Origin of the sequence: Dickeya zeae NCPPB 2538 (genome assembly GCF_000406165.1) — a bacterium.
Lineage (GTDB): Bacteria > Pseudomonadota > Gammaproteobacteria > Enterobacterales > Enterobacteriaceae > Dickeya > Dickeya zeae.
This window is the reverse complement of record NZ_CM001977.1, coordinates 2,298,214-2,322,491: the sequence shown is the minus strand read 5'-3', so window position 1 is coordinate 2,322,491 and position 24,278 is coordinate 2,298,214. Positions and strand designations below refer to the sequence as shown.

At 52.9% G+C, this 24,278-nt stretch carries 24 protein-coding genes; 15 read left to right on the top strand and 9 right to left on the bottom strand.

Annotated features, from left to right (window positions below; translation table 11 throughout):
* The first annotated feature begins 238 nt into the window (after positions 1–238).
* Both cutC and DZE2538_RS10125 read left to right on the top strand, forming a co-directional pair.
* A complete protein-coding gene (cutC, locus tag DZE2538_RS10130) occupies positions 239–1,003 on the top strand; it encodes a copper homeostasis protein CutC (RefSeq protein ID WP_019845002.1) in 765 nt (254 codons plus the stop codon).
* A gap of 277 nt (positions 1,004–1,280) precedes the next feature.
* The gene (locus DZE2538_RS10125) at positions 1,281–1,577 is read left to right on the top strand and encodes a hypothetical protein (RefSeq protein WP_019845003.1); all 297 of its coding nucleotides are present in this window, start codon (positions 1,281–1,283) and stop codon (positions 1,575–1,577) included.
* Between the two features lie 93 nt (positions 1,578–1,670).
* Here DZE2538_RS10125 and cmoB read toward each other — a convergent pair whose 3' ends face one another.
* From cmoB to DZE2538_RS10105, 4 genes are all read right to left on the bottom strand, one after another.
* Complete coding sequence (cmoB, locus tag DZE2538_RS10120; protein WP_038916253.1) at positions 1,671–2,642, bottom strand: tRNA 5-methoxyuridine(34)/uridine 5-oxyacetic acid(34) synthase CmoB; 972 nt, start codon at positions 2,640–2,642, stop codon at positions 1,671–1,673.
* A complete protein-coding gene (gene cmoA, locus DZE2538_RS10115) occupies positions 2,639–3,382 on the bottom strand; it encodes a carboxy-S-adenosyl-L-methionine synthase CmoA (RefSeq protein WP_016941240.1) in 744 nt (247 codons plus the stop codon). The genes cmoB and cmoA overlap by 4 nt, the downstream gene beginning before the upstream one ends.
* Positions 3,383–3,515: 133 nt before the next feature.
* Entirely contained in the window at positions 3,516–3,911 is a 396-nt protein-coding gene (locus DZE2538_RS10110) for an MAPEG family protein (RefSeq protein WP_012884874.1), read from the bottom strand.
* Positions 3,912–4,166: 255 nt separating this feature from the next.
* A complete protein-coding gene (locus DZE2538_RS10105) occupies positions 4,167–4,979 on the bottom strand; it encodes a DUF72 domain-containing protein (RefSeq protein ID WP_038916252.1) in 813 nt (270 codons plus the stop codon).
* 327 nt (positions 4,980–5,306) lie between these two features.
* Between DZE2538_RS10105 and aspS the strand changes: the two genes are divergently transcribed.
* From aspS to ruvB, 6 genes are all read left to right on the top strand, one after another.
* On the top strand, positions 5,307–7,097 hold the full coding sequence (aspS, locus tag DZE2538_RS10100) for an aspartate--tRNA ligase (protein ID WP_023639791.1): 1,791 nt from the start codon (positions 5,307–5,309) through the stop codon (positions 7,095–7,097).
* A gap of 1 nt (position 7,098) precedes the next feature.
* Positions 7,099–7,548, top strand: a complete 450-nt coding sequence (gene nudB / locus DZE2538_RS10095; protein ID WP_038916251.1) for a dihydroneopterin triphosphate diphosphatase — start codon at positions 7,099–7,101, stop codon at positions 7,546–7,548.
* A gap of 71 nt (positions 7,549–7,619) precedes the next feature.
* On the top strand, positions 7,620–8,363 hold the full coding sequence (locus tag DZE2538_RS10090; protein WP_012884870.1) for a YebC/PmpR family DNA-binding transcriptional regulator: 744 nt from the start codon (positions 7,620–7,622) through the stop codon (positions 8,361–8,363).
* 40 nt (positions 8,364–8,403) lie between these two features.
* A complete protein-coding gene (ruvC, locus tag DZE2538_RS10085) occupies positions 8,404–8,925 on the top strand; it encodes a crossover junction endodeoxyribonuclease RuvC (RefSeq protein WP_012884869.1) in 522 nt (173 codons plus the stop codon).
* 231 nt (positions 8,926–9,156) lie between these two features.
* On the top strand, positions 9,157–9,774 hold the full coding sequence (ruvA, locus tag DZE2538_RS10080) for a Holliday junction branch migration protein RuvA (protein ID WP_038914023.1): 618 nt from the start codon (positions 9,157–9,159) through the stop codon (positions 9,772–9,774).
* Positions 9,775–9,781: 7 nt separating this feature from the next.
* A complete protein-coding gene (gene ruvB / locus DZE2538_RS10075) occupies positions 9,782–10,792 on the top strand; it encodes a Holliday junction branch migration DNA helicase RuvB (RefSeq protein ID WP_019845011.1) in 1,011 nt (336 codons plus the stop codon).
* A gap of 120 nt (positions 10,793–10,912) precedes the next feature.
* Here the strand turns inward: ruvB and znuB are convergent, their stop codons facing one another.
* Positions 10,913–11,698: a zinc ABC transporter permease subunit ZnuB gene (znuB, locus tag DZE2538_RS10070; RefSeq protein WP_012884866.1), complete on the bottom strand. Its 786-nt coding sequence runs from the start codon at positions 11,696–11,698 to the stop codon at positions 10,913–10,915.
* Positions 11,695–12,453 carry a zinc ABC transporter ATP-binding protein ZnuC gene (gene znuC / locus DZE2538_RS10065; RefSeq protein ID WP_019845013.1) on the bottom strand — a complete coding sequence of 253 codons (759 nt, stop codon included), beginning with the start codon at positions 12,451–12,453 and terminating at the stop codon, positions 11,695–11,697. The genes znuB and znuC overlap by 4 nt, the downstream gene beginning before the upstream one ends.
* 75 nt (positions 12,454–12,528) lie before the next feature.
* Here znuC and znuA point away from each other — a divergent pair, with 75 nt between their 5' ends.
* The 5 genes from znuA to DZE2538_RS10040 all read left to right on the top strand — a co-directional run bounded on the left by znuA (position 12,529) and on the right by DZE2538_RS10040 (position 17,618).
* On the top strand, positions 12,529–13,554 hold the full coding sequence (gene znuA / locus DZE2538_RS10060) for a zinc ABC transporter substrate-binding protein ZnuA (protein ID WP_038914022.1): 1,026 nt from the start codon (positions 12,529–12,531) through the stop codon (positions 13,552–13,554).
* A gap of 12 nt (positions 13,555–13,566) precedes the next feature.
* Positions 13,567–14,985 (top strand): murein DD-endopeptidase MepM, encoded by a 1,419-nt coding sequence (mepM, locus tag DZE2538_RS10055; RefSeq protein WP_038916248.1) that lies wholly within the window; start codon positions 13,567–13,569, stop codon positions 14,983–14,985.
* A 149-nt stretch (positions 14,986–15,134) separates the two neighbouring features.
* Entirely contained in the window at positions 15,135–16,121 is a 987-nt protein-coding gene (gene lpxM, locus DZE2538_RS10050) for a lauroyl-Kdo(2)-lipid IV(A) myristoyltransferase (RefSeq protein ID WP_038916247.1), read from the top strand.
* Between the two features lie 413 nt (positions 16,122–16,534).
* Positions 16,535–16,939, top strand: coding sequence for a hypothetical protein (locus tag DZE2538_RS10045; protein WP_038916246.1), 405 nt, complete (start codon positions 16,535–16,537; stop codon positions 16,937–16,939).
* Positions 16,940–17,195: 256 nt separating this feature from the next.
* Positions 17,196–17,618, top strand: a complete 423-nt coding sequence (locus tag DZE2538_RS10040) for a hypothetical protein (protein WP_023639782.1) — start codon at positions 17,196–17,198, stop codon at positions 17,616–17,618.
* Between the two features lie 153 nt (positions 17,619–17,771).
* On the opposite strand, the gene pyk is transcribed toward DZE2538_RS10040, so the two are convergent.
* Together pyk and DZE2538_RS10030 are read right to left on the bottom strand one after the other, a co-directional pair.
* Positions 17,772–19,214, bottom strand: a complete 1,443-nt coding sequence (gene pyk / locus DZE2538_RS10035) for a pyruvate kinase (RefSeq protein ID WP_012884859.1) — start codon at positions 19,212–19,214, stop codon at positions 17,772–17,774.
* A gap of 184 nt (positions 19,215–19,398) precedes the next feature.
* Positions 19,399–20,268, bottom strand: coding sequence for a MurR/RpiR family transcriptional regulator (locus tag DZE2538_RS10030; protein ID WP_019845019.1), 870 nt, complete (start codon positions 20,266–20,268; stop codon positions 19,399–19,401).
* Positions 20,269–20,633: 365 nt separating this feature from the next.
* Here DZE2538_RS10030 and zwf point away from each other — a divergent pair, with 365 nt between their 5' ends.
* Both zwf and DZE2538_RS10020 read left to right on the top strand, forming a co-directional pair.
* Positions 20,634–22,109: a glucose-6-phosphate dehydrogenase gene (gene zwf, locus DZE2538_RS10025; RefSeq protein WP_038916245.1), complete on the top strand. Its 1,476-nt coding sequence runs from the start codon at positions 20,634–20,636 to the stop codon at positions 22,107–22,109.
* 154 nt (positions 22,110–22,263) lie between these two features.
* The gene (locus DZE2538_RS10020) at positions 22,264–22,905 is read left to right on the top strand and encodes a bifunctional 4-hydroxy-2-oxoglutarate aldolase/2-dehydro-3-deoxy-phosphogluconate aldolase (protein WP_012884856.1); all 642 of its coding nucleotides are present in this window, start codon (positions 22,264–22,266) and stop codon (positions 22,903–22,905) included.
* 94 nt (positions 22,906–22,999) lie between these two features.
* Here DZE2538_RS10020 and purT read toward each other — a convergent pair whose 3' ends face one another.
* Positions 23,000–24,178: a formate-dependent phosphoribosylglycinamide formyltransferase gene (purT, locus tag DZE2538_RS10015; RefSeq protein ID WP_038916244.1), complete on the bottom strand. Its 1,179-nt coding sequence runs from the start codon at positions 24,176–24,178 to the stop codon at positions 23,000–23,002.
* Positions 24,179–24,278: the final 100 nt, after the last annotated feature.

Sequence of the window (24,278 nt, the reverse complement as noted above, 5' to 3'; positions counted from 1 at the left end):
AACAAATGGTCTGCCATCAATGACATGCTATTGGTTGCCGGTAAATGGTTAGTAAACTGTGTGGCGCGTCATATTCCACGTGTAAATGCTGTCACCAGTGTGACATGCCTCTCTTCGCCACCTGCGAGGGGATGCCAGTATTAGGCCGTGTTCCATACGGCCAACTCATGATGAGCGGGCAATTGTTTCGGAAAGTCTGGCGTTTTTCCGGTTTGGTTATTTTTTCGAAGGAGGGGGTATGCCGATGTTGGAGGTCTGCTGTTACAGCCTGGACTGCGCACTGACGGCACAGCAGGCAGGTGCGGATCGAATAGAGCTCTGTGCTGCACAGCGTGAGGGAGGCTTAACGCCAGGGTACGGTGTGCTGCGCTGTGCACGGGAAATGTTATCTATTCCGGTACATCCGATGGTTCGACCGCGTGGAGGGGATTTTTGCTACAGCCAGCAGGAATTCAACGCCATGCTGTATGACATTGATCAGATTAAGGCGATGGGTTTTCCTGGGTTGGTTGTAGGCGTTTTGGATGAAGAAGGGCACATTGATATCGCGCGGATGCGGCAGGTGATGGCCCGGTGTGACGGGGTAGCGGTCACGTTTCATCGTGCATTTGATATGTGTCTGAATCCGCGTCTGGCGCTGAATCAACTGACGGATTTAGGGATTGCCCGGGTGCTGACATCTGGACAACAGCAAAGTGCCGAAAATGGTTTAACGCTATTACGGGAACTTAATGAGGCCAGTTGTGGTCCAATCATTATGGCTGGAGCTGGGGTGCGTCTGACTAATTTGCACAAGTTTCGCGCCTGCGGCATTCAGGAGTTACATACATCCGCAGGCCAGTGGCTACCTTCGCCGATGCGTTATCGCAAATTAGGCGTCACGCTCTGCTCTGAAACCGACATGGATGAGTTCCAGCATTACTGTGTTGATGGCGATGTCGTCGCGGCCATGAAAAACGCGTTGAGCCCGCAAACGGCTCCCTCTGCGACATCCGCTTCCTAGATGGTAGATACCCCGTGGGGGGCTCCATCAGGTATTCTTCCGATGCCCTTTGCCGCGCAGCATTCCCTTTATCGGTCTGCTTGCGAGTACCAGGCCCCGGCGCTTTGTCGGGGCTTTTTTTCTGCTATAACGGGGCTTTTTTCTGCTATAAGTTGTGATGCAGCCACTCGCGTAATGCAGAGTTGGTGCAGCGATTATTACGCCATCGAACGTGATCCATACCCAAAAATGCACTGAATTGTTATGCGCTTATCTTTTATCATTCTAAGCCGGTGATATGCTGCTTACTATCTCAACAGTCAAAAGGAATCCTGTTATGCGTGGAGTCGTTGTGCATCATGAGCATCGCATTGGTCTCATCGTTATCCGCGATCCTGAAGAGCGGTTTATCGTTGCCAAATTGCTGGATATTTATGAGGTGGAAAGGGGAGACACGGTAACTGGTGATTTTCATACCGTTGGTAATACGACGCTTTTTAATGAAACCAGCAATCAGGACATTCAGGTCGAGATCCAAAGTACCGATATGACCGAAGAAGCGGCCATTAATATGATCGTCAAGCATCGCAACTGAACATTCTGTGCAGTGGGGCGGCGAGATTATGCCAGTCATTATCTATCGGCTGGCATGTCGCGCCGCTCTGTTTTTACCTGTCGGGTTGCCCGGTCAGGGTTTGCGTGCAACCAGTACCGCACGTAACGGCGCAGGATAGCCTTCGACCGTCTTGCTGCGGTCATGTGGATCAAGAAAGTCCGCCAGTGACCCGGTTGTCATCCAGCCGGTGCGGCGTTGCTCTTCCAGCGTTGTCACGCATTGATCCACGATACGGATGTCGACAAAACCGCATTTTTCCAGCCAGCGAGCGAGTGCGGCAGCCGAAGGCAGGAAATAGACATTGCGCATTTGAGCGTAACGTTCGCCCGGCAGCAACACCGTATTCTCATCACCTTCCACTACCAGCGTTTCAAGCACCAGTTCTCCGTCGGTAACCAACTGATTTTTTAACTGCCAGAGATGGTCGAGCGGTGAGCGCCGGTGGTACAACACGCCCATCGAGAAGACAGTATCAAACGCCGCCAGCGCCGGGAGTTGTTCAATGCCCAATGGCAGCAGGTGCGCACGTTGATCGTCACCCAGCAACTTGCGTACCGCTTCAAACTGACACAGAAACAGTTGCATCGGGTCGATGCCGACGGCCAGTTTGGCACCGGCACCGACCATGCGCCACAAGTGATAACCGCTGCCGCAGCCCACATCCAGAATCAGCCGATCCTGTAGCGAACTGATATGCGGCAGAACGCGATCCCACTTCCAGTCAGAACGCCACTCGGTGTCGATAGTCACGCCATAGAGCGAGAACGGACCTTTGCGCCAGGGCATCAGATTGCGTAGCAGGCGTTCAATACCTGCTTGGTGACGCACCGACAACGGTGTGTCCAGACTGGCGGTCACGCCGTGGGTGAGGTCGAGCTGGTCGGGCGTTAGCACAGGCAAATGTGCAACGCTATTGAACCAGTGCTTGAATTCGCCGTGCAACGACTCCTGCTGCCATTGACTGATCTGGGGTGGCAGCGTGTTGAGCCAGTGGCTAAGCGGCCCTTTGGCGATCAGTTGATAGAAATTACCGAAATCGATCATGGTTGTGGCTCCGCTTTTAGCGCCAGCAAAGAGCCGAAGTTGAAGCACTGAAACCATACGTCGCTGTGTGCAAAGCCTGCCTCACGCAGCCGGGCTTTGTGGGTATCAACCGAATCGGTGAGCATCACGTTTTCCAGCATGCTGCGCTTTTGGCTGATTTCCAGCTCGCTGTAGCCGTTGGCACGTTTGAAATCCAAATGCATATTGAAGAGCAATTCGCCGATAGAAGCATCGTCAAAACTGAATTTCTCCGATAGGACCAACGCGCCACCGGGACGTAACCCTTGCCAGATGCGTTTTAGCAGCAGCAGGCGCTGTTCAGGCGGGATAAATTGCAACGTAAAATTGAGCACAACCAGTGACGCATTTTCGATGTCGATATCCAGAATATCCGCTTCGCGAACGTCTACGGGGGTCTCGGCACGGAATGCTTCAATATGGCGGCGGCAGCGTGCCACCATCGCCGACGAATTATCCACAGCGATGATACGGCAACCGGGGACATGAATGTTGCGACGCATCGACAAGGTGGCCGCCCCCAGAGAACAGCCAAGATCATAGACCTGGGTGTCCGCCTGGACAAAGCGCTCCGCCAGCATGCCGATCATGGAAATAATATTCGAATAGCCAGGAACAGAGCGCTGAATCATGTCTGGAAACACTTCAGCGACGCGTTCATCAAACGTCCAGTCACCCAGATTGGCGATGGGCGCGGAAAAAAGCATATCGCGGTTTGACATAGCAGGAAACATACATACAGGGAAGAACAGGCGCGCATTCTAGCAGAAAGATGGCACAAAGATGTATGAGAGAAAAGCGGTAAGACATCACTATAAGCGGGCGGGGATGCCTTACCGTGAATAATGAATGGGGTTAACGCAGGGTCAGTATCAACTCCCAGGGCAGATAATAGAGATTGAACAGGATCATCAGCAGCAACGACACATACGTGGCCATCATGCCGGAACGTCGCCAGTTCAACTCGCGGTGGCGCAGGCCATAATAGTGGCACAGCCGACCGAGCAACAGCATGATACCGCACAGATGAATCATCGCATTCATGGCTCCGTTCATCTCCATCAGTACCAACAGTAACCCACCGATGGGGATGTACTCGACCGCGTTACCGTGAACGCGAATGGCAGTCTGCAACTCGTAAAACCCGCCGTCGCCGTAAGCCACCCGGTATTGCATCCGCAGTTTTACGACATCAACCGATAATTTCACTAACAACAATGCGCTGAGCACCACATAAAGCGCGCTTACCATTTTTTACTCCATTGCCTGACCATAAACGGCGGCTGTTATCATAGCTTGTCTGTTGACCGCATAACACGAAGATATTGTAGGTAAAATTGTCGGATATCCAATTCTGTTGATAAGAAATTGTGATAGAAGCCAATGACAGTAAACACGCGCCCGCGTGGCGAAATAATGCGCTAAAACAGTCTCTTCAATGCATCATCTTCAAAAAACATTTTCAATACACGCTTTTTAAACCGATATGTGTTAAGCGACAGCTATTTAAAATAGCGAGGTCTGCTGCGGCCAGTCGGGACAGGGCGGCATGCTCGGAATGACAGCGCTCAGAAGCGGCCACAGCCGTTGTGCCAGCTCAGGGGCGCTGGCGGTGCCTGCCGTGTGGATGAACAGATAAGGCGAGTGTGATTGCCACTGCGCCAGTTTGTCTATCCACGGCGTAAACCAGCGGAGATTGTCGTCGGCGTCTTCATTGCCAATAAATCGAATTAAGGGGGCATCGGCGGTGCGCACGACGTGCAGTGGTACCTTGGGTTTTTTGCGTTGAGCATCGCGTATCACGTCGCTGGTCGGTGCGGCATGGTGCACGGGCCGACTGTCCATAATGACCCGGTTCATGCAACGCTGGTGCAACCCTTGGTTGATGCGGCGTTCATCATCACCCTTAGCGAAAAACAGCGGGTGACGCACCTCGACCCCGTAGCAAAACCCTGTTGGTAGTCCGTCCAGGAACTGCCACAACGTTTCTTCCTGGTCGGGTCCAAACGCGGACGGCAACTGTAACCACAGTTGCCCCAGGCGAGGGTGCAGAGGTTCAAGGCAGTGGAAAAACTCTGTCACTTGCTGCTGGCAATGGCGTAAACCGGCCTGATGGCTAATGGCAGAGGGAAATTTGAAACAGAAGCGAAAATCGTCGTGGGTCATGTCGCGCCAGCGCAACACCGATTCGGCCGACGGCAACGCATAAAAGGTGGTGTTTCCTTCCACGCAGTTGAAATAGCGGGCGTAATCCGCCAGATCGCGCAGGCCCAGCCGGGTCCAACCCGGATGTTGCCACTGCGGTAAACCAATATACATAAGCCCTTGTCCTGATAGGTTTCTCTGCGATCCAATACCCTGAGGCTATCCGTCTTTATGACAGCGGATGTAACAGGGTTTTAGCATAATACCCCGCAATTGTGTAACCAGCAGGCAAATGCACGGTAAAAAACAAAAAAGAGTATGCGGGGCGGCCCGCAGACCGCTACCATCATACTTATCGTTGTGGGGAAATTCCTTTATAATGCCCCCCTTTTTTCATTGGACTGTAATCCAGAAAAACCATGCCGACCGGTTCACCGATTCTTATCGTTGCCATCTGGCAAGCGAAACAGAGCACCGGCGGCGGTGTAAAAGGACATCGTAATGCGTACTGAATATTGCGGGCTGTTGAATTCGTCCCATGTGGGCCAGGAAGTGACGTTGTGCGGTTGGGTCAATCGCCGCCGCGATCTGGGTGGGTTGATTTTTATTGATATGCGCGACCGCGAAGGTCTGGTGCAGGTGTTCTTCGACCCGGACCGTCAGGAGGCATTTAATCTGGCTTCCGAGCTGCGCAACGAATTCTGCATCCAACTGACTGGTGTAGTGCGTGCCCGTCCGGACACTCAAATCAACAAAGACATGGCGACCGGCGAAGTAGAAGTACTGGCGACAGCACTGACCATCATCAACCGTGCTGAACCGCTGCCACTGGACTCTAACCAGAACAATACCGAAGAAGCGCGCCTGAAATACCGTTACCTTGACCTGCGCCGCCCTGAGATGGCTCAGCGTCTGAAAACCCGCGCCCGCATTACCAGCTTTGTACGCCGCTTCATGGACAGCCACGGATTCCTCGATATCGAAACGCCGATGCTGACCAAAGCTACACCGGAAGGTGCTCGCGACTATCTGGTGCCAAGCCGTGTGCACAAGGGAAAATTTTACGCGTTGCCACAGTCGCCGCAGCTGTTTAAACAGCTGCTGATGATGTCTGGTTTTGACCGTTATTATCAGATAGTCAAATGCTTCCGTGACGAAGACCTGCGTGCCGACCGTCAGCCAGAATTCACCCAGATCGATGTGGAAACCTCGTTCATGACCGCGCCACAAGTGCGCGAAGTGATGGAAAAACTGGTGCGTGAGCTGTGGCTGGAAGTGAAAGGGGTGGATCTGGGCGATTTCCCAATCATGACTTTCGCAGAAGCCATGCGTCGTTTTGGTTCCGACAAACCTGACCTGCGTAACCCGCTGGAACTGGTGGATGTGGCTGACCTGCTGAAAGATATCGATTTCAAAGTCTTTTCTGGCCCAGCTAACGACCCCAAAGGCCGTGTAGCCGCGATTCGTGTGCCGGGTGGCGCACAGTTGAGCCGTAAGCAGATAGATGAATACGCCAAATTTATCGAAATCTACGGCGCTAAAGGGCTGGCTTACATCAAGGTTAACGAGAAGGCTAACGGGCTTGAGGGTATCCAGAGCCCGGTAGCCAAGTTCCTGAACGACGGCATTCTGTCCGCCTTGCTGGAACGTACCGCTGCCGATGACGGCGATATTCTGTTCTTTGGTGCTGATAGCGCGAAAGTGGTCACGGACGCACTGGGCGCGCTGCGCCTGAAGCTGGGCCGTGATCTGAAGATCACCAATGAAAACAGCTGGCAGCCGCTGTGGGTCATCGATTTCCCGATGTTTGAAGATGACGGCGAAGGCGGTCTGGCCGCAATGCATCACCCGTTTACGGCACCGCGTGATATGTCTCCGTCGGAGCTGAAAGACAACCCGACAGCCGCTATCGCTAACGCTTACGACATGGTGCTGAACGGTTATGAAGTCGGTGGTGGTTCCGTGCGTATCCACAACGGTGAGATGCAGCAGACGGTGTTCCGTATTCTCGGTATCGACGAACAGCAACAGCGCGAAAAATTTGGCTTCCTGCTGGATGCCCTGAAATTTGGTACGCCGCCGCACGCCGGTCTGGCGTTTGGGCTTGATCGTCTGGTGATGCTGCTGACCGGTACCGACAATATCCGTGACGTGATTGCCTTCCCGAAAACCACAGCAGCAGCCTGCCTGATGACCGAAGCACCGAGCTTCGCGAACCCGTCTGCGCTGGAGGAGTTATCCATTGCAGTGGTGGGTAAGGGCAAAGCCGCGCAGGATGCAGAGAATCAGTAAGATGAACTATAAGCGACCTGTCTCGGTGTTGGTGGTGATTTATGCCCAGAACACGGGGCGGGTGCTCATGCTTCAGCGGCGTGATGATCCGGATTTCTGGCAGTCGGTTACCGGCAGCCTGGAAGAGGATGAAGGCGCGCGATGTGCCGCACAGCGTGAAGTGAAAGAAGAAGTTAACATCGACATCGCCGCTGAGGCGTTGTCGTTGCTTGACTGTCAACGCCGTGTGGAATTCGAGCTTTTTGCTCATTTGAGACGTCGCTATGCCCCAGGCGTGACGCATAACCTGGAACACTGGTTCTGTCTGGCGTTGCCCGATGAACGTCAGGTAGAAATCAGTGAGCATCTGGCTTACCAATGGCTGGATGCACCCGATGCGGCGCGGTTGACCAAATCCTGGAGCAACCGGCAGGCGATTGAAGAATTTGTTATTTGCCCAGCCCGGCCTTAACCGCTTTTGGGGTGCTGCAACGCGGCAACCCGATAACGTTAGGGAATAACAGGCTTTTTTCGGAGATTTTTATGGCAGGTCATAGTAAGTGGGCCAACACTAAACATCGCAAAGCGGCACAGGACGCTAAACGCGGTAAAATTTTCACCAAAATTATCCGCGAGCTGGTTACCGCAGCCCGTTTAGGCGGCGGCGATCCCGGTTCTAACCCGCGCCTGCGTGCTGCTGTCGATAAAGCGCTATCCAATAACATGACGCGCGACACCCTGAACCGTGCGATCGCGCGCGGTGTGGGTGGCGATGAAGACGCCAACATGGAAACCATCATTTATGAAGGTTACGGCCCTGGCGGCACAGCGGTGATGGTGGAATGCCTGAGTGACAACCGTAATCGTACCGTGTCTGAAGTGCGTCATGCCTTTACCAAATGCGGTGGCAACCTGGGAACCGACGGCTCGGTGTCCTATCTGTTCTCCAAGAAAGGCGTAATTTCTTATGCTCCGGGTCTGGATGAAGATACGGTGATGGATGCGGCGCTGGAAGCCGGTGCAGATGATGTGGTGTCCTATGATGATGGTGCCATCGACGTGTTTACGCCGTGGGAAATCTTCGGTCAGGTAAAAGATGCGTTGGACGCCGCTGGTCTGGTGTCTGAGGCTGCTGAAGTATCGATGATTCCGTCTACCAAAGCCGATATGGATGCAGAGACCGCACCAAAACTGATGCGTTTGATCGACATGCTGGAAGATTGCGATGACGTTCAGGAGGTTTATCACAACGGTGAGATCTCCGACGAGGTAGCGGCACTGCTGTAATGGCAGTCCCTTCCTTTCAACGGGTGACTGGGGAAGAACGATGAGTATTATTCTCGGTATCGACCCCGGTTCCCGTGTGACCGGCTACGGTATTGTCCGCCAGCAGGGACGGCAGATAACCTATTTAGGCAGTGGATGTATTCGTACTGGGGTAGATGATCTGCCTACACGCCTTAAGCTGATTTATGCTGGTGTCAGCGAAATCATCACCCAATTTCAACCCGACTATTTCGCTATCGAGCAGGTGTTTATGGCTCGCAATGCGGATTCGGCGCTAAAACTGGGTCAGGCGCGCGGTGCGGCCATTGTTGCAGCGGTAAATCAGTCACTGCCGGTATTTGAATATGCGGCCCGGCAGGTAAAGCAAACGGTGGTCGGCACGGGGGCGGCGGAAAAAAGCCAGGTACAACACATGGTGAAAACGCTGCTTAAATTGTCGGCTAACCCGCAGGCAGATGCTGCCGATGCACTGGCGATTGCCATTACGCACTGTCATATCAGTCAGAATGCCCTGCAGGTGAGTAGCACGAGGCTCAACCTCGCGCGCGGTCGGTTACGCTAAAATGCGCCGGGAAACCGGCGTTTTTTTTACAGCAGCGATCGGATCTTCTGCGCGTCTTCTTCATGCGATGGCAACCCACACGACGAGGGGAGGCTGGCTGAGCAGAGTAATGCAGCGTATTACGCCCATTCCTGAAGTGCGCACGCGTTTTTCGTATATTCGGCTGGATATCTATCCAGCCTTTTTTTATGATACAGAATTACACCTTAGCCCATACCGCAGGAGCATCACGTGATAGGTAGACTCAGAGGCATTATTGTAGAAAAACAACCCCCGCAGGTACTGCTGGAAGTTGGGGGGGTGGGTTATGAAGTGCATATGCCGATGACCTGCTTTTACGAGTTGCCGGATCTCGGTCAGGAATCGGTGATTTTTACCCATTTTGTGGTGCGTGAAGACGCGCAACTGTTGTTTGGGTTTAACAATAAACAAGAGCGCTCTTTGTTTCGTGAACTGATCAAAGTCAATGGCGTGGGGCCGAAGCTGGCACTGGCGATTCTATCAGGCATGTCGGCTCAGCAGTTTGTCAGCGCGGTGGAACGCCAGGAAATTAACGCGCTGGTGAAATTGCCGGGAGTCGGCAAGAAAACCGCCGAGCGGCTGGTTGTGGAAATGAAAGATCGCTTTAAAGGCCTGAATGGCGATTTGTTTAATGCCGCCAGTGATATCGCCTTGCCAACGGCAACCGGGAATGCAACACCGGAAACGGACCCGCTGGCTGAGGCTGAAGCTGCGCTGGTCGCACTCGGTTATAAACCACAGGAAGCGGGCAGGATGGTGAGTAAAGTCTCTCGACCGGGCGCTGACTGCGAAACCCTGATCAGGGACGCGCTGCGCGCTGCGTTGTGAGGTATATATGATTGAAGCCGATCGTCTGATTTCACCTGCGGCAGCCTCTGATGAAGAGATACTGGATCGCGCCATTCGTCCTAAGCTGCTGTCAGAGTATGTCGGACAGCCGGTGGTGCGGGAACAGATGGAGATTTTTATCGAGGCGGCCCGCAAACGAGGTGATGCGCTTGACCATCTGTTGATTTTCGGCCCGCCGGGGTTGGGGAAAACCACACTGGCGAATATTGTCGCTAACGAGATGGGCGTCAATCTGCGTACGACCTCCGGACCTGTGCTGGAAAAAGCAGGCGATCTAGCGGCGCTGCTCACTAACCTTGAACCACATGATGTGCTGTTTATCGACGAAATTCATCGTCTGTCACCGGTGGTGGAGGAGGTGCTCTATCCTGCGATGGAAGATTATCAGTTGGACATCATGATAGGTGAGGGGCCAGCGGCACGTTCCATCAAGCTGGATTTGCCGCCTTTTACGTTGGTCGGTGCGACAACCCGCGCGGGTTCGCTGACATCACCGCTACGAGATCGTTTTGGTATTGTGCAGCGCCTCGAGTTCTATCAGGTGGCTGATTTACAGCATATCGTGCAACGCAGTGCGCAATGTCTGGGGTTGGATATGACGGGTGACGGTGCGCTGGAGATAGCCCGCCGGTCACGCGGTACGCCGCGTATCGCTAATCGACTGCTGCGCCGGGTGCGAGATTTCTCCGAAGTGAAATCAGACGGTGCAATTTCAGCAGACGTCGCTGTGCAGGCGTTGGATATGCTGGCGGTTGACTCCGAAGGTTTTGATTATATGGACCGCAAACTGCTGCTGGCGGTTATCGATAAATTTATGGGTGGTCCGGTGGGGTTGGACAATCTGGCGGCGGCTATCGGCGAAGAACGCGAAACCATTGAGGATGTGCTGGAGCCTTACCTGATTCAGCAGGGTTTTCTGCAACGTACGCCACGGGGGCGCATTGCGACACAGCATGCCTATCGCCATTTCGGGCTAACTCGTGAACATGGTGAGTAAATAGGACAAGACGATAGAGTCAACCACATCTATCCGTTATTGCCGCCAGTTTATAAGCTGGCGGCAACTCTGGTTCTTGCAACAGGTGGGGATTGTTTTACCGTAGCGCGATACGCCAGATCAAGCAGCCTGCTTTTTTAGCAGACTGAGAATGAACAGCAGTGATGCGCATAGCACAACGGAAGGGCCCGCTGGTGTATTCGCTTCTGCTGAGAAGGCAAGCCCACCGGTGACAGCCAGAATACCTGCGCCCATCGCGCAAAGAGCCATCTGTTCCGGTGTGCGGGAAAATCGGCGTGCGGTAGCGGCAGGGATAATCAACAGTGAAGTGATGATCAGTGCACCGACAAATTTCATCGCCAGCCCGATGGTTAATGCGGTGACCAGCATCAGAATCAGTTTGGTGCGAGCGATAGCTACACCGTCAACGTGCGCCAGTTCAGGGCTGACTGTCATGGAGAGTAGCGCCTGCCACTGCCACCCCAACACAGCGAGTACCAGCAGTACACCCGGCCCTATCAGCCACAAATCTTCACTGGTGACGGCCAGCAGGTCGCCAAACAAATACGCCATCAGGTCGACGCGGACATTATTCATCAGACTGACTACTACCAGACCCAATGACAGTGCACTGTGCGCCATAATGCCGAGCAGGGTATCGATCGCTAGTCCTGGGCGTCTCTCCAACCAGACCAGACCCACCGCCAGCAACAGGGTAATGGCGATCACCGCATAGAACAGGTTAACGCCTAACAATAACCCTATCGCGACGCCGAGTAATGAAGCATGGGCGAGAGTATCACCAAAATAGGACATACGGCGCCACACGACAAAAGAACCAAGCGGACCTGCCGCCACAGCCAGACATACCCCTGCCAGCCAGCCGGGCAACAACAACTCAATCATGCGTTATTACCATCCTGTCGTTTTAAGATAATTTTTCCGTTCAGATCGTGACGGTGATTGTGATGATGGCGGTAAATAGCCAGCTGTCCGGCACCACGGTGGCCGAACATGGCTAAAAATTCCGGGTGCAGCGACACGACTTCCGGCGTGCCCGAACAACAAATATGTTGATTAAGACACAGAACCTCATCGGTTTTCGCCATCACCAGATGCAGATCGTGGGAAACCATTAACACACCGCATTGGTACTCTTGCCGCAATTGATTAATCAGCTCGTACAACGCCAACTGTCCATTGACGTCGACCCCCTGCGTGGGTTCGTCCAACACCAACAGTTGTGGACGGGCGAGGATCGCGCGCGCTAACAAAACGCGTTGGGTTTCGCCACCCGAGAGCTTTTGCATCGGCTGTTCAAGCAGATGGCCTGCCTGCACACGTTTTAATGCCGGCATAATGTCTTGCGTCTTCACCCCTGGGCGTAATTGCATAAAGCGTTTTACCGTTAAGGGCAAGGTAGGGTCCAGATGCAGTTTTTGCGGTACATACCCAATGCCAAGACCCGCAGACCGCGTCAGTGTACCGCGGGTGGGAGGTTGCAAACCCAGCACCACCCTTACCAGCGTGGATTTCCCCGCGCCATTTGGCCCAAGCAACGTCAAAATACGACCAGCCTGCAATGTAAAAGAAATATCATTGAGTACAGATTTGTTGCCAAACTGCACGCCAATATTTTCCAGTGAAACCAGCGTTGACATAGAATTCTGTTTGCAGAGGATGTGTGACGTTATAATATAACGCGTTTTTGTTAATAAATCGACGGATGATTAGGTATGTTGCGAATAACTCATTATAAATGGCTAAACACCGTGCTCGCCACGGGTGCATTATTGGCTGCTTTGGCTAGTGCGTCGACGGCCTGTGCTGCCGTGGTCACCTCTATCCGCCCGCTGGCATTTATTGCCGCCGCTATCGCCGACGGTGTGACACCCACGGAAGTGCTACTCCCGGACGGCGCATCGCCGCATGATTATGCACTACGTCCGTCTGATGTACAGCGCCTTAAATCGGCGCAACTGGTTATCTGGGTCGGTCCAGAAATGGAAGCCTTTCTATCTAAAGCGTTACAGCCATTACCTGCAGAGCGGCAAATCGCCTTAAGCCAGCAACCGGCAATCCGCACGCTATTGTTACAAGAATCACATCCTGAACAGGCGGCAGCAGAAAATGATACGCATCATGACGCTGATCATGACAATCACGCCAGCCTCGAGCATGATCACAGCAATGAGCCTGAAAATCATCAGGATAGCGATGATGATGGGCATCATCACGGTGAGTTTAATATGCATATCTGGCTGTCGCCGGAAATGGCGCAGGCGTCGGCCATTGCGATTCATGCAAAATTAGTGGAACTCATGCCGCAGAATAAAGACAAACTGGATGCAAATCTGCGTAAATTCACTGAGAAACTTGCACAGGCAGATAAAAATATTGTTAATATGCTGACGCCTGTGCGTGGCAAGGGGTATTTCGTGTTCCACGATGCCTATGGCTACTTCGAACAGCATTACGGGTTGACCCCGCTGGGGCATTTTACTATCAACCCGGCTATTGCACCCGGCGCACAGCGTTTAAACCAAATACGAACACAGTTGGTTGAGCATAAAGCGGTTTGCGTTTTTGCTGAACCACAATTCAGGCCAGCGGTCATCAATGCTGTCGCCAAGGGAACTGACGTGCGCATCGGCGTGCTGGACCCATTGGGAAGTGACATTGCACTGGATCAAGACAGCTATGTGCGTTTTCTGTCGCAACTGTCTGAACAGTATTTGAGCTGCCTGAAGGAAAAATCATGAGGATAGGAATAAGTGCAGCAGATAGTCCGAACTATCGCTCTGGCGTATAACAGCCTGCCCCGACCTCACCGTGTGATGTTGGGGTCACTGACTGTTGTTACACTGGCCGCCGCTGTCTGGCGGCCAATGACATATCCACCAGTCAATGACGCACCTGTTATCGTAAGAGACGCGGAAAGCGAAAAAACGCAAACACAGACCCAGAGCCAGGCTCTGAACCCTCCTGCCAGTGAACCTCTGGACAGTAATCCGTTGCCGCCTGTCGCTGCCCAGCAAACGGCTGCCTCTGCACCAACGACGGATGTTTCCGAAGTTAACAGTGAACCGCTGGACCAACCCTCAACGACTAATGGTATTGCCAGCGACGAGCTGGATGACAAAGACTCTGATAATACGCATGAGTACGTTGTTTCTACCGGTGACACACTAAGCAGTATTCTGACCCAGTATGGCATTGATATGTCCGATATTGCCGCACTGGCGGACAAGAATGCGGCGCTGCGGAATTTAAAAATTGGCCAGCAATTGAGCTGGACGTTGGATGTAGATGGTGCGTTGCAAACCCTGACCTGGCAAGTTTCTCGACGTGAAAGCCGCACGTATACTCGCAGCGGCGACGCCTTCCGTGAGGAAATCGAAAACGTTGAGGGCGACTGGCAAAACAAGGTGCTGACCGGACGGCTCGACGGCAGTTTTGCCAGCAGTGCTCAGGCTGCTGGGTTGACCAGTAGCGAAGTGCGCGAAGTGATTCGTGCATTGCAATGGCAACTGGATTTCCGCAAGTTGCGTAAAGACGATAGCTTTGCTGTGTTGATTTCCCGCGAGATCCTGGATGGTCACAGCGAGCAGAGTGAGTTGCAGGGCGTTCGCTTGCGTACAGGCGGGAAAAATTACTATGCGTTCCGCGCTGAAGACGGCAAATTCTACGACCGGGAAGGTTCAGGCCTGACGCGTGGATTCCTGCGCTTTCCCACCATGAAGCAGTTCAAGGTGTCTTCTAATTTCAATCCACGTCGTCTCAATCCGGTCACCGGCCGCATTGCGCCGCACCGTGGCGTCGACTTTTCTATGCCGGTAGGCACCCCGGTGCTGGCGGTGGGTGATGGTGAAGTGGTTGTTGCAGAGCGTGATAGCGAGGCCGGTAATTTCGTCGCCTTGCGTCACGGGCGTCAGTATACCACCCGCTATATGCATATGACCCGCTTGCTGGTGAAGCCAGGGCAGAAGGTGAAACGCGGCGACCGAATTGGGTTATCCGGCAATACCGGACGCTCAACTGGCCCACATCTGCATTATGAACTGTGGATTAACCAGCAGGCGGTTAACCCGCTCACAGCGAAATTGCCACGCTCTGAGGGCTTGATGGGTAAAGAACGTCGTGATTATCTGGCGCATGTGCGCGAAGTTCTACCTCAACTGCAACTGGACTGAGTGTCGTTGTGGATGATTGACAGCCGGCAGTCAACGCTGCCGGCTGTTTTTTTATCACGTACGGGCAAATGTCTGGCCAGTGCGTGTTCAATTGCAAAACATCGGGTAGCGATTATCATTAACCCGATTTTGTGATGAAGAGTGGTTGCATGGAACAAGAGAAGAAAGAAAGAAAAACCAACGCTGAATTCATCCCACAGTTTACGTCGGCTTTTTTGCATCCGCGTTACTGGGGAATTTGGTTGGTGGTCGGGGTAATGGCACTGCTGGCATGTATTCCCGCCCGTCTGCGCGATCCTATCCTGGGGACGCTAGGTCGGTGGGTAGGGCGATTTTCTAAAGGTGCCAGGCGGCGCGCACGCATCAATTTGTTGTTATGCATGCCGCAACTGACGGAAAACGAACGCGAGCATATTATTGATGAAATGTTTGCGACCGCGCCGCAGGCGATGTTGATGATGGTGGAACTGGCAATATTGCCAGCAAGCCACGCTTATCGTCGCGTTTGCTGGCACGGTATGGAGATTGTCGATGCGTTGCGGGAGCAGCAGCGTAATATTATTTTCATGGTGCCACATGGCTGGGCTGTCGATATCCCCGCGATGCTGATGAGTTGGCAAGGTCAGAAAATGGCGGCCATGATGCACAATCAGAAAAACCCGCTACAGGATTATTTGTGGAATACCTTGCGCCGTCGTTTTGGTGGTCGTCTGCATACCCGTAATGATGGAATCAAGCCGTTTATTGGGTCGGTGCGCGAAGGGTATTGGGGGTATTATCTGCCAGATCAGGATCATGGCGTGGAGCATAGCGAGTTCGTCGATTTCTTTGCGACCTATAAAGCGACACTCCCTGCTATTGGCCGTTTGATGAAGGTCTGCCGGGCTGAAATCGTACCGCTGTTTCCGGTCTATAACGGCAAAACGTCACAACTGGATATCTATATCCGCCCGCCAATGAGCGACATCAATGGCGCAGACGATCATACTATCGCCCGTCGTATGAATGAAGAAGTCGAGCATCTGGTGGCGCCGAATCCTGAGCAGTACACCTGGATTCTGAAGCTGTTGAAAACCCGTAAACCGGGGGAAACTGAGCCCTATTTGCGCAAAGATTTGTACCCGCGCAAGAAATAAATCATACGCGTGGTTTAAGAGCTCAGCCAATAAGGGCGATACCATAAGTATCGCCCTTATTGGTTTTCACCGGGTTATAGGTTGCCTTATCTGCGTTTTTAAGATGCTATTTTTGTGCTGTGTACCCAACACGTAGGTGTCCGGTACATAAGACTCGACAGGAAATACATAATCTGTAACAGTTAACCTCTGCTTAATTTAATAACCGCTGGAACTTATAAAAAAATTTAAAAATAGCGTTGAATACCGCTCTTTTTTTCTCAGACTATTCCATATTCTTTTTATTATCGCTTTTGATTTAATAACCCCCGAAGCCGCTCTGTTATGACTTCAACCGTTAGCCACCATAAATAATGTGAGATTGCTTATTTAATTCCGGCTAATAAAAAAATTTCTGCTGAAGGATTTCAACCATGAATCTGAAACCACTGTTTTTAGGCGTTTTACTGGCAACGACTTATGTAACTGCCAACGCAGCGACCACCACGGTGGAAAAAAGCGCAACTAACGCCACGGCAGCCAGTACGACACCCGCATCGGCGGAGTCTTCACTGGGTAAGGCGGTGGATAAAGCCAACACGGACGCAGCCAAACGGGCAGAGCTTGACGCATCAGCCGTGAAAGCCAATGCCAGTGGGGATGCAACCATAAAACCTGAAAAGGCCACGGCACAAACACAAACGAAAGCTGAAGAGAAGTCAGCGAAGAAGGTGGTGAAAAAACATCATACTGATAGCGCTAATACCAGGGAAAAAACGAAAGCCAGTACCGGAGAAAAACAGGACGACATAAAAAATACCACCACGAATGCCCAATAAAACGTCCGTTGGTCAATAAACAATAAGATGAACATCGCGCAATAATAAAAGAAACAGTAGTATTTGCGCAGATGGCAATAATTTACCGGTCAGGAAATAGCGATAGGTGTTATGGCAATGAAGCCCAATTTGCCAGATAACCAGAACGCTATTCCTGACTGGTGTTATACCCAAAATAATTCGAGTAGTGCAGCCACATGCCTGCAACTCGGCGTATGAAGGGTATATATCCCTTTTGGATGAAAGGTTGGTTTTTATGAATAAATCACTTTTATGTCTTGCGTTACTGACTGCACATATTCCTTTTTCCCTGGCGGAGAGTTGTCGCGCCAATCTGTCCGGTGGTCAGGATTGTCGCTATAACGACGGCTCTACATCGACCAGTCGTACTAATCTATCGGGGGGATTTGATACCCACTACAGTGATGGGCGAAGTAGTACCAGCCGGGCTAATCTGTCGGGTGGCTACGATACCCACTTTAGTGACGGTACCAGTAGCACCAGTCGTGCAAATCGCTCTGGTGGATTGGATACCAACTACAGTGATGGTTCAAGCAGTACCAGTCGTAGCAATCTTTCTGGTGGTTATGACGTGTATTACAGCAACGGACAGATCAAACGTAGCCGCGCCAATCTCTCCGGTGGGCTAGATAGCGAGCCTGTGGCGGGGGCGCGTTAGCCCTACGTGGATCAGGCAAAAAACGAACGCAGGGTAGAGGGTGCCACTGGTGAATGAGTAAAAAAATGGGGCAGCGTCAACAGCCCCATTTATTACTACCTAAGATGCACGATAGTGCGATTACCGGGTATCACCGGCGTTGCCTATAGGCGGTTATTCAACCCGCAGTACGCGCACAGTATTGGTGGTTCCGACCGTTCCCATCACGTCCCCTTGGGTCACGATAACCAGATCGCCGGAGACCAGGAAGCCTTTGTCACGCAGCAGCAGTACCGCATCATTCGCCGCAGCGACGCCATCGGTATAGCTGGTGAACTGCACCGGAGTGACACCGCGGTACAAGGCAGTCAGGTTAAGGGTATGCTCATGACGCGACATGGCAAAAATCGGCAGGCCTGAACTGATACGAGACATCATCAGTGCGGTGCGGCCGGATTCGGTCATGGCGATAATCGCGGTCACACCGTTAAGGTGGTTGGCCGCATACATAGCGGACATGGCGATTGACTCTTCCACGTTATCGAACTGCACGTCAAGGCGATGCTTGGAGACATTGATGCTGGGGATCTTTTCTGCGCCCAGACACACTTTAGCCATCGCGGCAACTGTCTCTGCCGGGTACTGACCCGCCGCAGTTTCTGCAGAGAGCATCACGGCATCGGTGCCGTCGAGTACGGCGTTGGCGACGTCCATCACTTCCGCGCGGGTTGGCATCGGATTGGTGATCATCGACTCCATCATCTGCGTCGCCGTAATAACGGAACGGTTCAACTGACGAGCACGGCGAATCAGTTTTTTCTGGATACCGACCAGTTCCGGGTCGCCGATTTCCACGCCCAGATCACCACGAGCAACCATGACCACATCAGAAGCAAGGATAATGTCATCCATCGCTTCATCCGTTGATACGGCTTCCGCACGTTCTACTTTGGAAACGATTTTGGCGTTGCTACCAGCTTCGCGAGCCAGACGACGGGCATAGTGCAGGTCTTCGCCAGTACGAGGAAAGGAGACTGCCAGGAAATCTACGCCGATTTTGGCTGCAGTAACGATGTCTGCTTTATCTTTTTCCGTCAGCGCTTCCGCCGACAGGCCGCCACCGAGTTTGTTGATGCCTTTGTTGTTAGACAGCGGGCCGCCGACAGTGACTTCGGTGAACACTTTCATGCCATCGACTGCCAGTACTTTTAACTGCACACGGCCATCATCCAGCAGCAGAATATCACCTGGAACCACATCGTTGGGTAATCCTTTATAGTCGATACCCACTCTCTCTTTGTCGCCTTCGCCTTTTTCCAGGTTGGCATCCAGCAGGAACTTGTCGCCGACATTCAGGAAAATTTTCCCTTCTTTGAAGGTCGATACACGAATCTTGGGCCCCTGAAGATCACCCAGAATGGCAACATGGCGGCCAAGTTTAGCTGCGATTTCGCGAACTTTGTCTGCCCGCAGCAGATGGTCTTCCGGCGTACCGTGAGAAAAGTTCAGGCGGACTACGTTTGCGCCTGCGGCAATGATCTTTTCCAGATTATTGTCGCGGTCCGTAGCCGGCCCCAGCGTGGTAACGATTTTGGTTCTTCTGAGCCGTCTGGACATGTATAACTCCGTTGACTGGTGAAGCTGTTGTAATGTGGTAATGCCGTCAGGCGAGGGCACGGTATAGCGCCGTTTTTGCCGCTCTGCGCTGTCCGGATGCCGCGCCTGTAGTTATGATTGGGCGACAGGTCGGTCTTATCATCGATATCACTCCTTGTCACCCGATGTTGATGTTATAGCATAATTAGTTGAACGGGTTGCTGAATCGTTCTTCCTTATCAAATCTCGATTCGCGTAATGCTTCCTTGACCCGCTTCAAGTTATCGCGGAATTTTGCACCGCGCCGCAGAGTAAAGCCGGTTGCCAGCACGTCGATCAGTGTTAACTGTGCGATACGCGACACCATCGGCATATAAACATCGGTATCTTCCGGTACATCAACCTGCAGGACTAGCGAGGCTTCGCGAGAAAGCGGCGAGCCTTCCGAGGTAATGGCGATCACGGTCGCGTCGTTTTCTCGCGCCAGCCGCGCCATCTCCACCAGGCTTTTCGTGCGTCCGGTGTGTGAAATCAGCACCACCACGTCGCCTTCGCCGGAGTTCATACAGCTCATGCGCTGCATAACCAGGTCGTCAAAGTAAACCACGGGGATATTGAAGCGAAAGAACTTGTTCATTGCATCGTGGGCTACCGCAGCCGAGGCGCCAAACCCGAAGAAGGAAATTTTGCGCGCCTGGGTAAGCAGGTCTACCGCGCGGTTGATAGCCTGGATATCCAGAGATGATTTCACCTGTTCCAGCGCGGCCATGGTGGATTCGAAAATCTTACTGGTGTAAGACTCTACCGAGTCGTCTTCCTCTACGTTGCGGTTCACGTAAGGCGTACCATTGGCCAGACTTTGCGCCAGATGCAGTTTAAAATCGGGAAAGCCTTTGGTGTCCAGACGACGACAGAAGCGGTTAACGGTAGGCTCGCTGACCTCAGCCATGCCAGCCAGAGTGGCGATACTGGAGTGGATGGCTGTTTGTGGTGAGGCAAGAATAACCTCCGCCACCTTTCGTTCTGACTTGCTCAACAGCTCCAGATGACTCTGGATTTTTTCCAGCATATTCATATGACAACGACCATCTATGGTATTTTGGATTTCAGCCAAAGGTGAAACCGATGCGGATTTTGTGAAATATACTACGAGCCCGCTACGGTTGGCAGAGGTGGACACACCCAGCGATCGGCTTTTTTTGTCAGAACATGATGTGTGTCTAACTTTCAGAACAGTAATTGACTGTCAGAAACGATGGAAAATTTCTCTTTTAGGCGGATGCCAGACTCGTTTCCTTCATCGGCACAACAGGTTCTGAGGCCTTATGATATCAGAGTCAGTCGATAATGTGGTTTTCTTACGGGTTTACTGGCTTGCGTCAAAAAGAGTACATTATTGATGTAATAAAATTACAGCGTCCTGCAATGAGGAGATTGAAAATGGCGGTAACGTCAACAGCCCAGGCGTGTGACCTGGTTATTTTCGGTGCGAAGGGCGATCTTGCGCGCCGTAAATTGCTGCCTTCACTGTATCAACTGGAAAAAGCAGGCCATATTCATCCAGAAACCCGCATCATTGGTGTCGGGCGTGCAGCGTGGGACCGCGACACGTATGTCGGCGTGGTGCGCGAAGCGTTGGAAACCTTTCTCAAAGAGCCGCTTGATGCGGCGCTATGGGCAACATTGAGCAGCCGCCTCGATTTCTGCAACCTTGATGTGGAAGATACCGAGGGGTTCAATCGTCTGGGAACGATGCTCGATCAGCAAAATCGTACCACCATCAACTATTTCGCTATGCCGCCCAGCACATTCGGCGCCATCTGCCGTGGTCTGGGGACAGCGGGCCTTAACAAAGAGCCCGCCCGCGTGGTGATGGAAAAGCCGTTGGGTACTGATCTGGCATCATCCCGGGTTATCAACAACCAGGTGGCGGAGTTCTTTAACGAGTGTCAGGTCTACCGTATCGACCACTACCTTGGCAAAGAAACCGTGCTGAATTTGCTGGCGCTGCGTTTTGCCAACTCCCTGTTTGCCAACAACTGGGATAACCGCACTATCGATCACGTCCAGATTACCGTGGCGGAAGAAGTGGGGATTGAAGGGCGCTGGGGGTATTTCGATCAGGCCGGACAGATGCGTGACATGATCCAAAACCATCTGTTGCAAATTCTGACCATGATTGCCATGTCGCCGCCTGCGGACCTGAGCACCGATCGTATTCGCGATGAAAAGGTGAAGGTGCTGCGCTCGTTGCGCCGTATCGATCGCTCTAATGTGCATGACGTAACCGTACGTGGTCAGTACACCGGCGGCTTTGTGCAGGGCAAAAAAGTCCCTGGCTACCTGGAAGAAGAAGGGGCCAACAAGGCTAGCAATACCGAAACATTTGTGGCGATTCGTGTTGATATCGACGACTGGCGTTGGTCCGGCGTACCGTTCTACTTGCGCACCGGCAAGCGTTTGCCGTCGAAATGCTCGGAAGTGGTCGTTTACTTTAAAAACCCGGCCCTCAATTTGTTCCATGACTCCTATCAGCAGTTACCACAGAACAAGTTGATCATCCGCCTGCAGCCGGACGAAGGGGTCGAAATCCAGATCCTTAACAAGATCCCTGGGCTGGACCACAAGCATCGGTTGCAGACCACCAAACTCGACCTGAGTTTCTCCGAAACCTTTAATCAGCAACATTTGGCGGATGCCTATGAGCGGTTGTTGCTGGAAAGCATGCGCGGCATTCAGGCGCTGTTTGTGCGTCGTGACGAGGTGGAAGAAGCCTGGAAATGGGTGGACTCCATTATGGATGCCTGGGCAATGGACAACGATTCTCCCAAGCCTTATCAGGCCGGGACCTGGGGACCGGTGGCGTCTGTTGCCATGATTACCCGTGATGGGCGTTCCTGGAACGAAGTGGAATAAAGCGGTTTTGCACCGCCGAAAGGTGGAGTGAGGCCGTTAGCGTTTTTTTGGCTGACGGTGCGGTCGGACATCCGTGGGTAACTGCGGATCCCTGTGGCAGGGGCGCGCCAGATATTAATCAATGCCCGTTGGGCATGACTGGAGATTACCCTCGATGAAAAACTGGAAAACCAGTGCGGAACAAATTCTGACAGCCGGTCCGGTTGTTCCTGTTATTGTGATTAACAAACTGGAACACGCGGTACCGATGGCGAAAGCCCTGGTAGCGGGTGGCGTTCGTGTCCTGGAGTTAACGTTGCGTACCGATTGTGCGGTAGAGGCTATTCGCCTGATCGCACAGGAAGTGCCGGACGCTATCGTTGGCGCAGGTACCGTTACCAACCCACAGCAGCTGGCGGAAGTGACCGCAGCGGGTGCGCAGTTTGCCATCAGCCCCGGCCTGACCGAACCGTTATTGAAAGCAGCAACAGAAGGCACTATTCCGTTGATCCCTGGGATCAGCACCGTGTCCGAGCTGATGTTGGGGATGGACTACGGATTACGTGAGTTTAAATTCTTCCCGGCTGAAGCAAATGGCGGTGTGAAGGCATTGCAGGCGATTGCCGGTCCGTTTGGCAAAATTCGCTTCTGCCCAACCGGCGGTATCTCACTGAAGAATTATCGTGACTATCTTGCGCTGAAAAGTGTGCTGTGTGTTGGCGGTTCCTGGCTGGTGCCCGCTGATGCGTTGGAAAGTGGTGACTACGACCGTATCACCGCGCTGGCGCGTGAAGCGGTTGCTGGCGCAACAGCCTGATAGCGTTATCCCTTTCTTCATATCAAAAAGCCCGCATGCGGGCTTTTTTTGCATTCTGAATCGACGAGCCGACAGGCCCGTCTTATACAGGATATCAGCCGTTTACGCTGACGGCAGACGCGCAGGATTTCGCTAGCTCTACCGCTGCCTCAGTATTGTCGGCCGTCGCCAGCGCGACCCCCATACGACGCCGTCCGCTTATGTCTGGCTTGCCGAAGAGGCGAATCTGGGTATGCGGCTTTAGAGCCTGTTCCAGACCTTGATAGCGCACATCGTTGCTGGTTAGCTCTGGCAGGATAACCGCTGAGGCGGATGGTCCGTACTGGCGAATTGTGCCGATCGGTAAGCCGAGAAACGCGCGGACATGCAAAGCGAACTCGGACAGATCTTGTGAAATGAGCGTCACCATACCGGTATCATGCGGGCGTGGCGACACTTCACTGAAAATGACGTCATCGCCACAAATAAACAGCTCCACGCCAAACAAACCGAACCCACCCAGCGCTTTTACTACGTTGCCAGCAATCTCTTTAGCCCGCGCCAACGCCAGGTCGCTCATGTGTTGTGGCTGCCAGGATTCACGGTAATCGCCATCTTCCTGACGGTGGCCGATAGGGTCACAGAAGTGCAGGCCGTCGGCGGCGTGGATGGTCAATAATGTGATTTCGAAATCGAACTTCACCAGACCTTCGACAATCACTTTTCCGCCACCGGCCCGGCCGCCTTCCTGTGCGTAGCGCCAGGCGTGATCCAATTGCTCCGGTGAACGGATAAGACTCTGGCCTTTCCCTGACGAACTCATAACGGGTTTGACGATGCAGGGAAAACCTAATTCCTGCGCAGCCTGACGAAATGCCGCTTCGTCGGCGGCAAAGCGATAACTGGATGTGGGTAACCCCAGCGTTTCTGCTGCCAATCGACGGATACCTTCGCGATTCATGGTCAGGCGGGTGGCCTCAGCGCAAGGCACGACTCGCTGCCCTTGCTGTTCCAGAGCGACCAGCATATCGGTAGCGATAGCTTCGATCTCCGGCACGATATAGTCCGGGCGTTCCTGTAACACCAGCTGTTTTAATGCGTCACCGTCCAGCATATTGATGACATGGCTGCGGTGAGCGACTTGCATCGCCGGGGCATCAGCATAGCGATCAACCGCAATCACCTCGATTCCCAAACGCTGACACTCAATCGCTACTTCTTTTCCCAGCTCACCGGAACCTAGCAGCATAACGCGAGTGGCGCCGGGACGCAGGGCTGTTCCCATTGTTAACATAACCTGATACCTGATGGTGTTGTGAAAAGAGGGGGTAAACACGGGCGGACTATGGCCCGAACGTGGCCGCAGTATAAACGAAAACGTTTGCGTTTGGCAT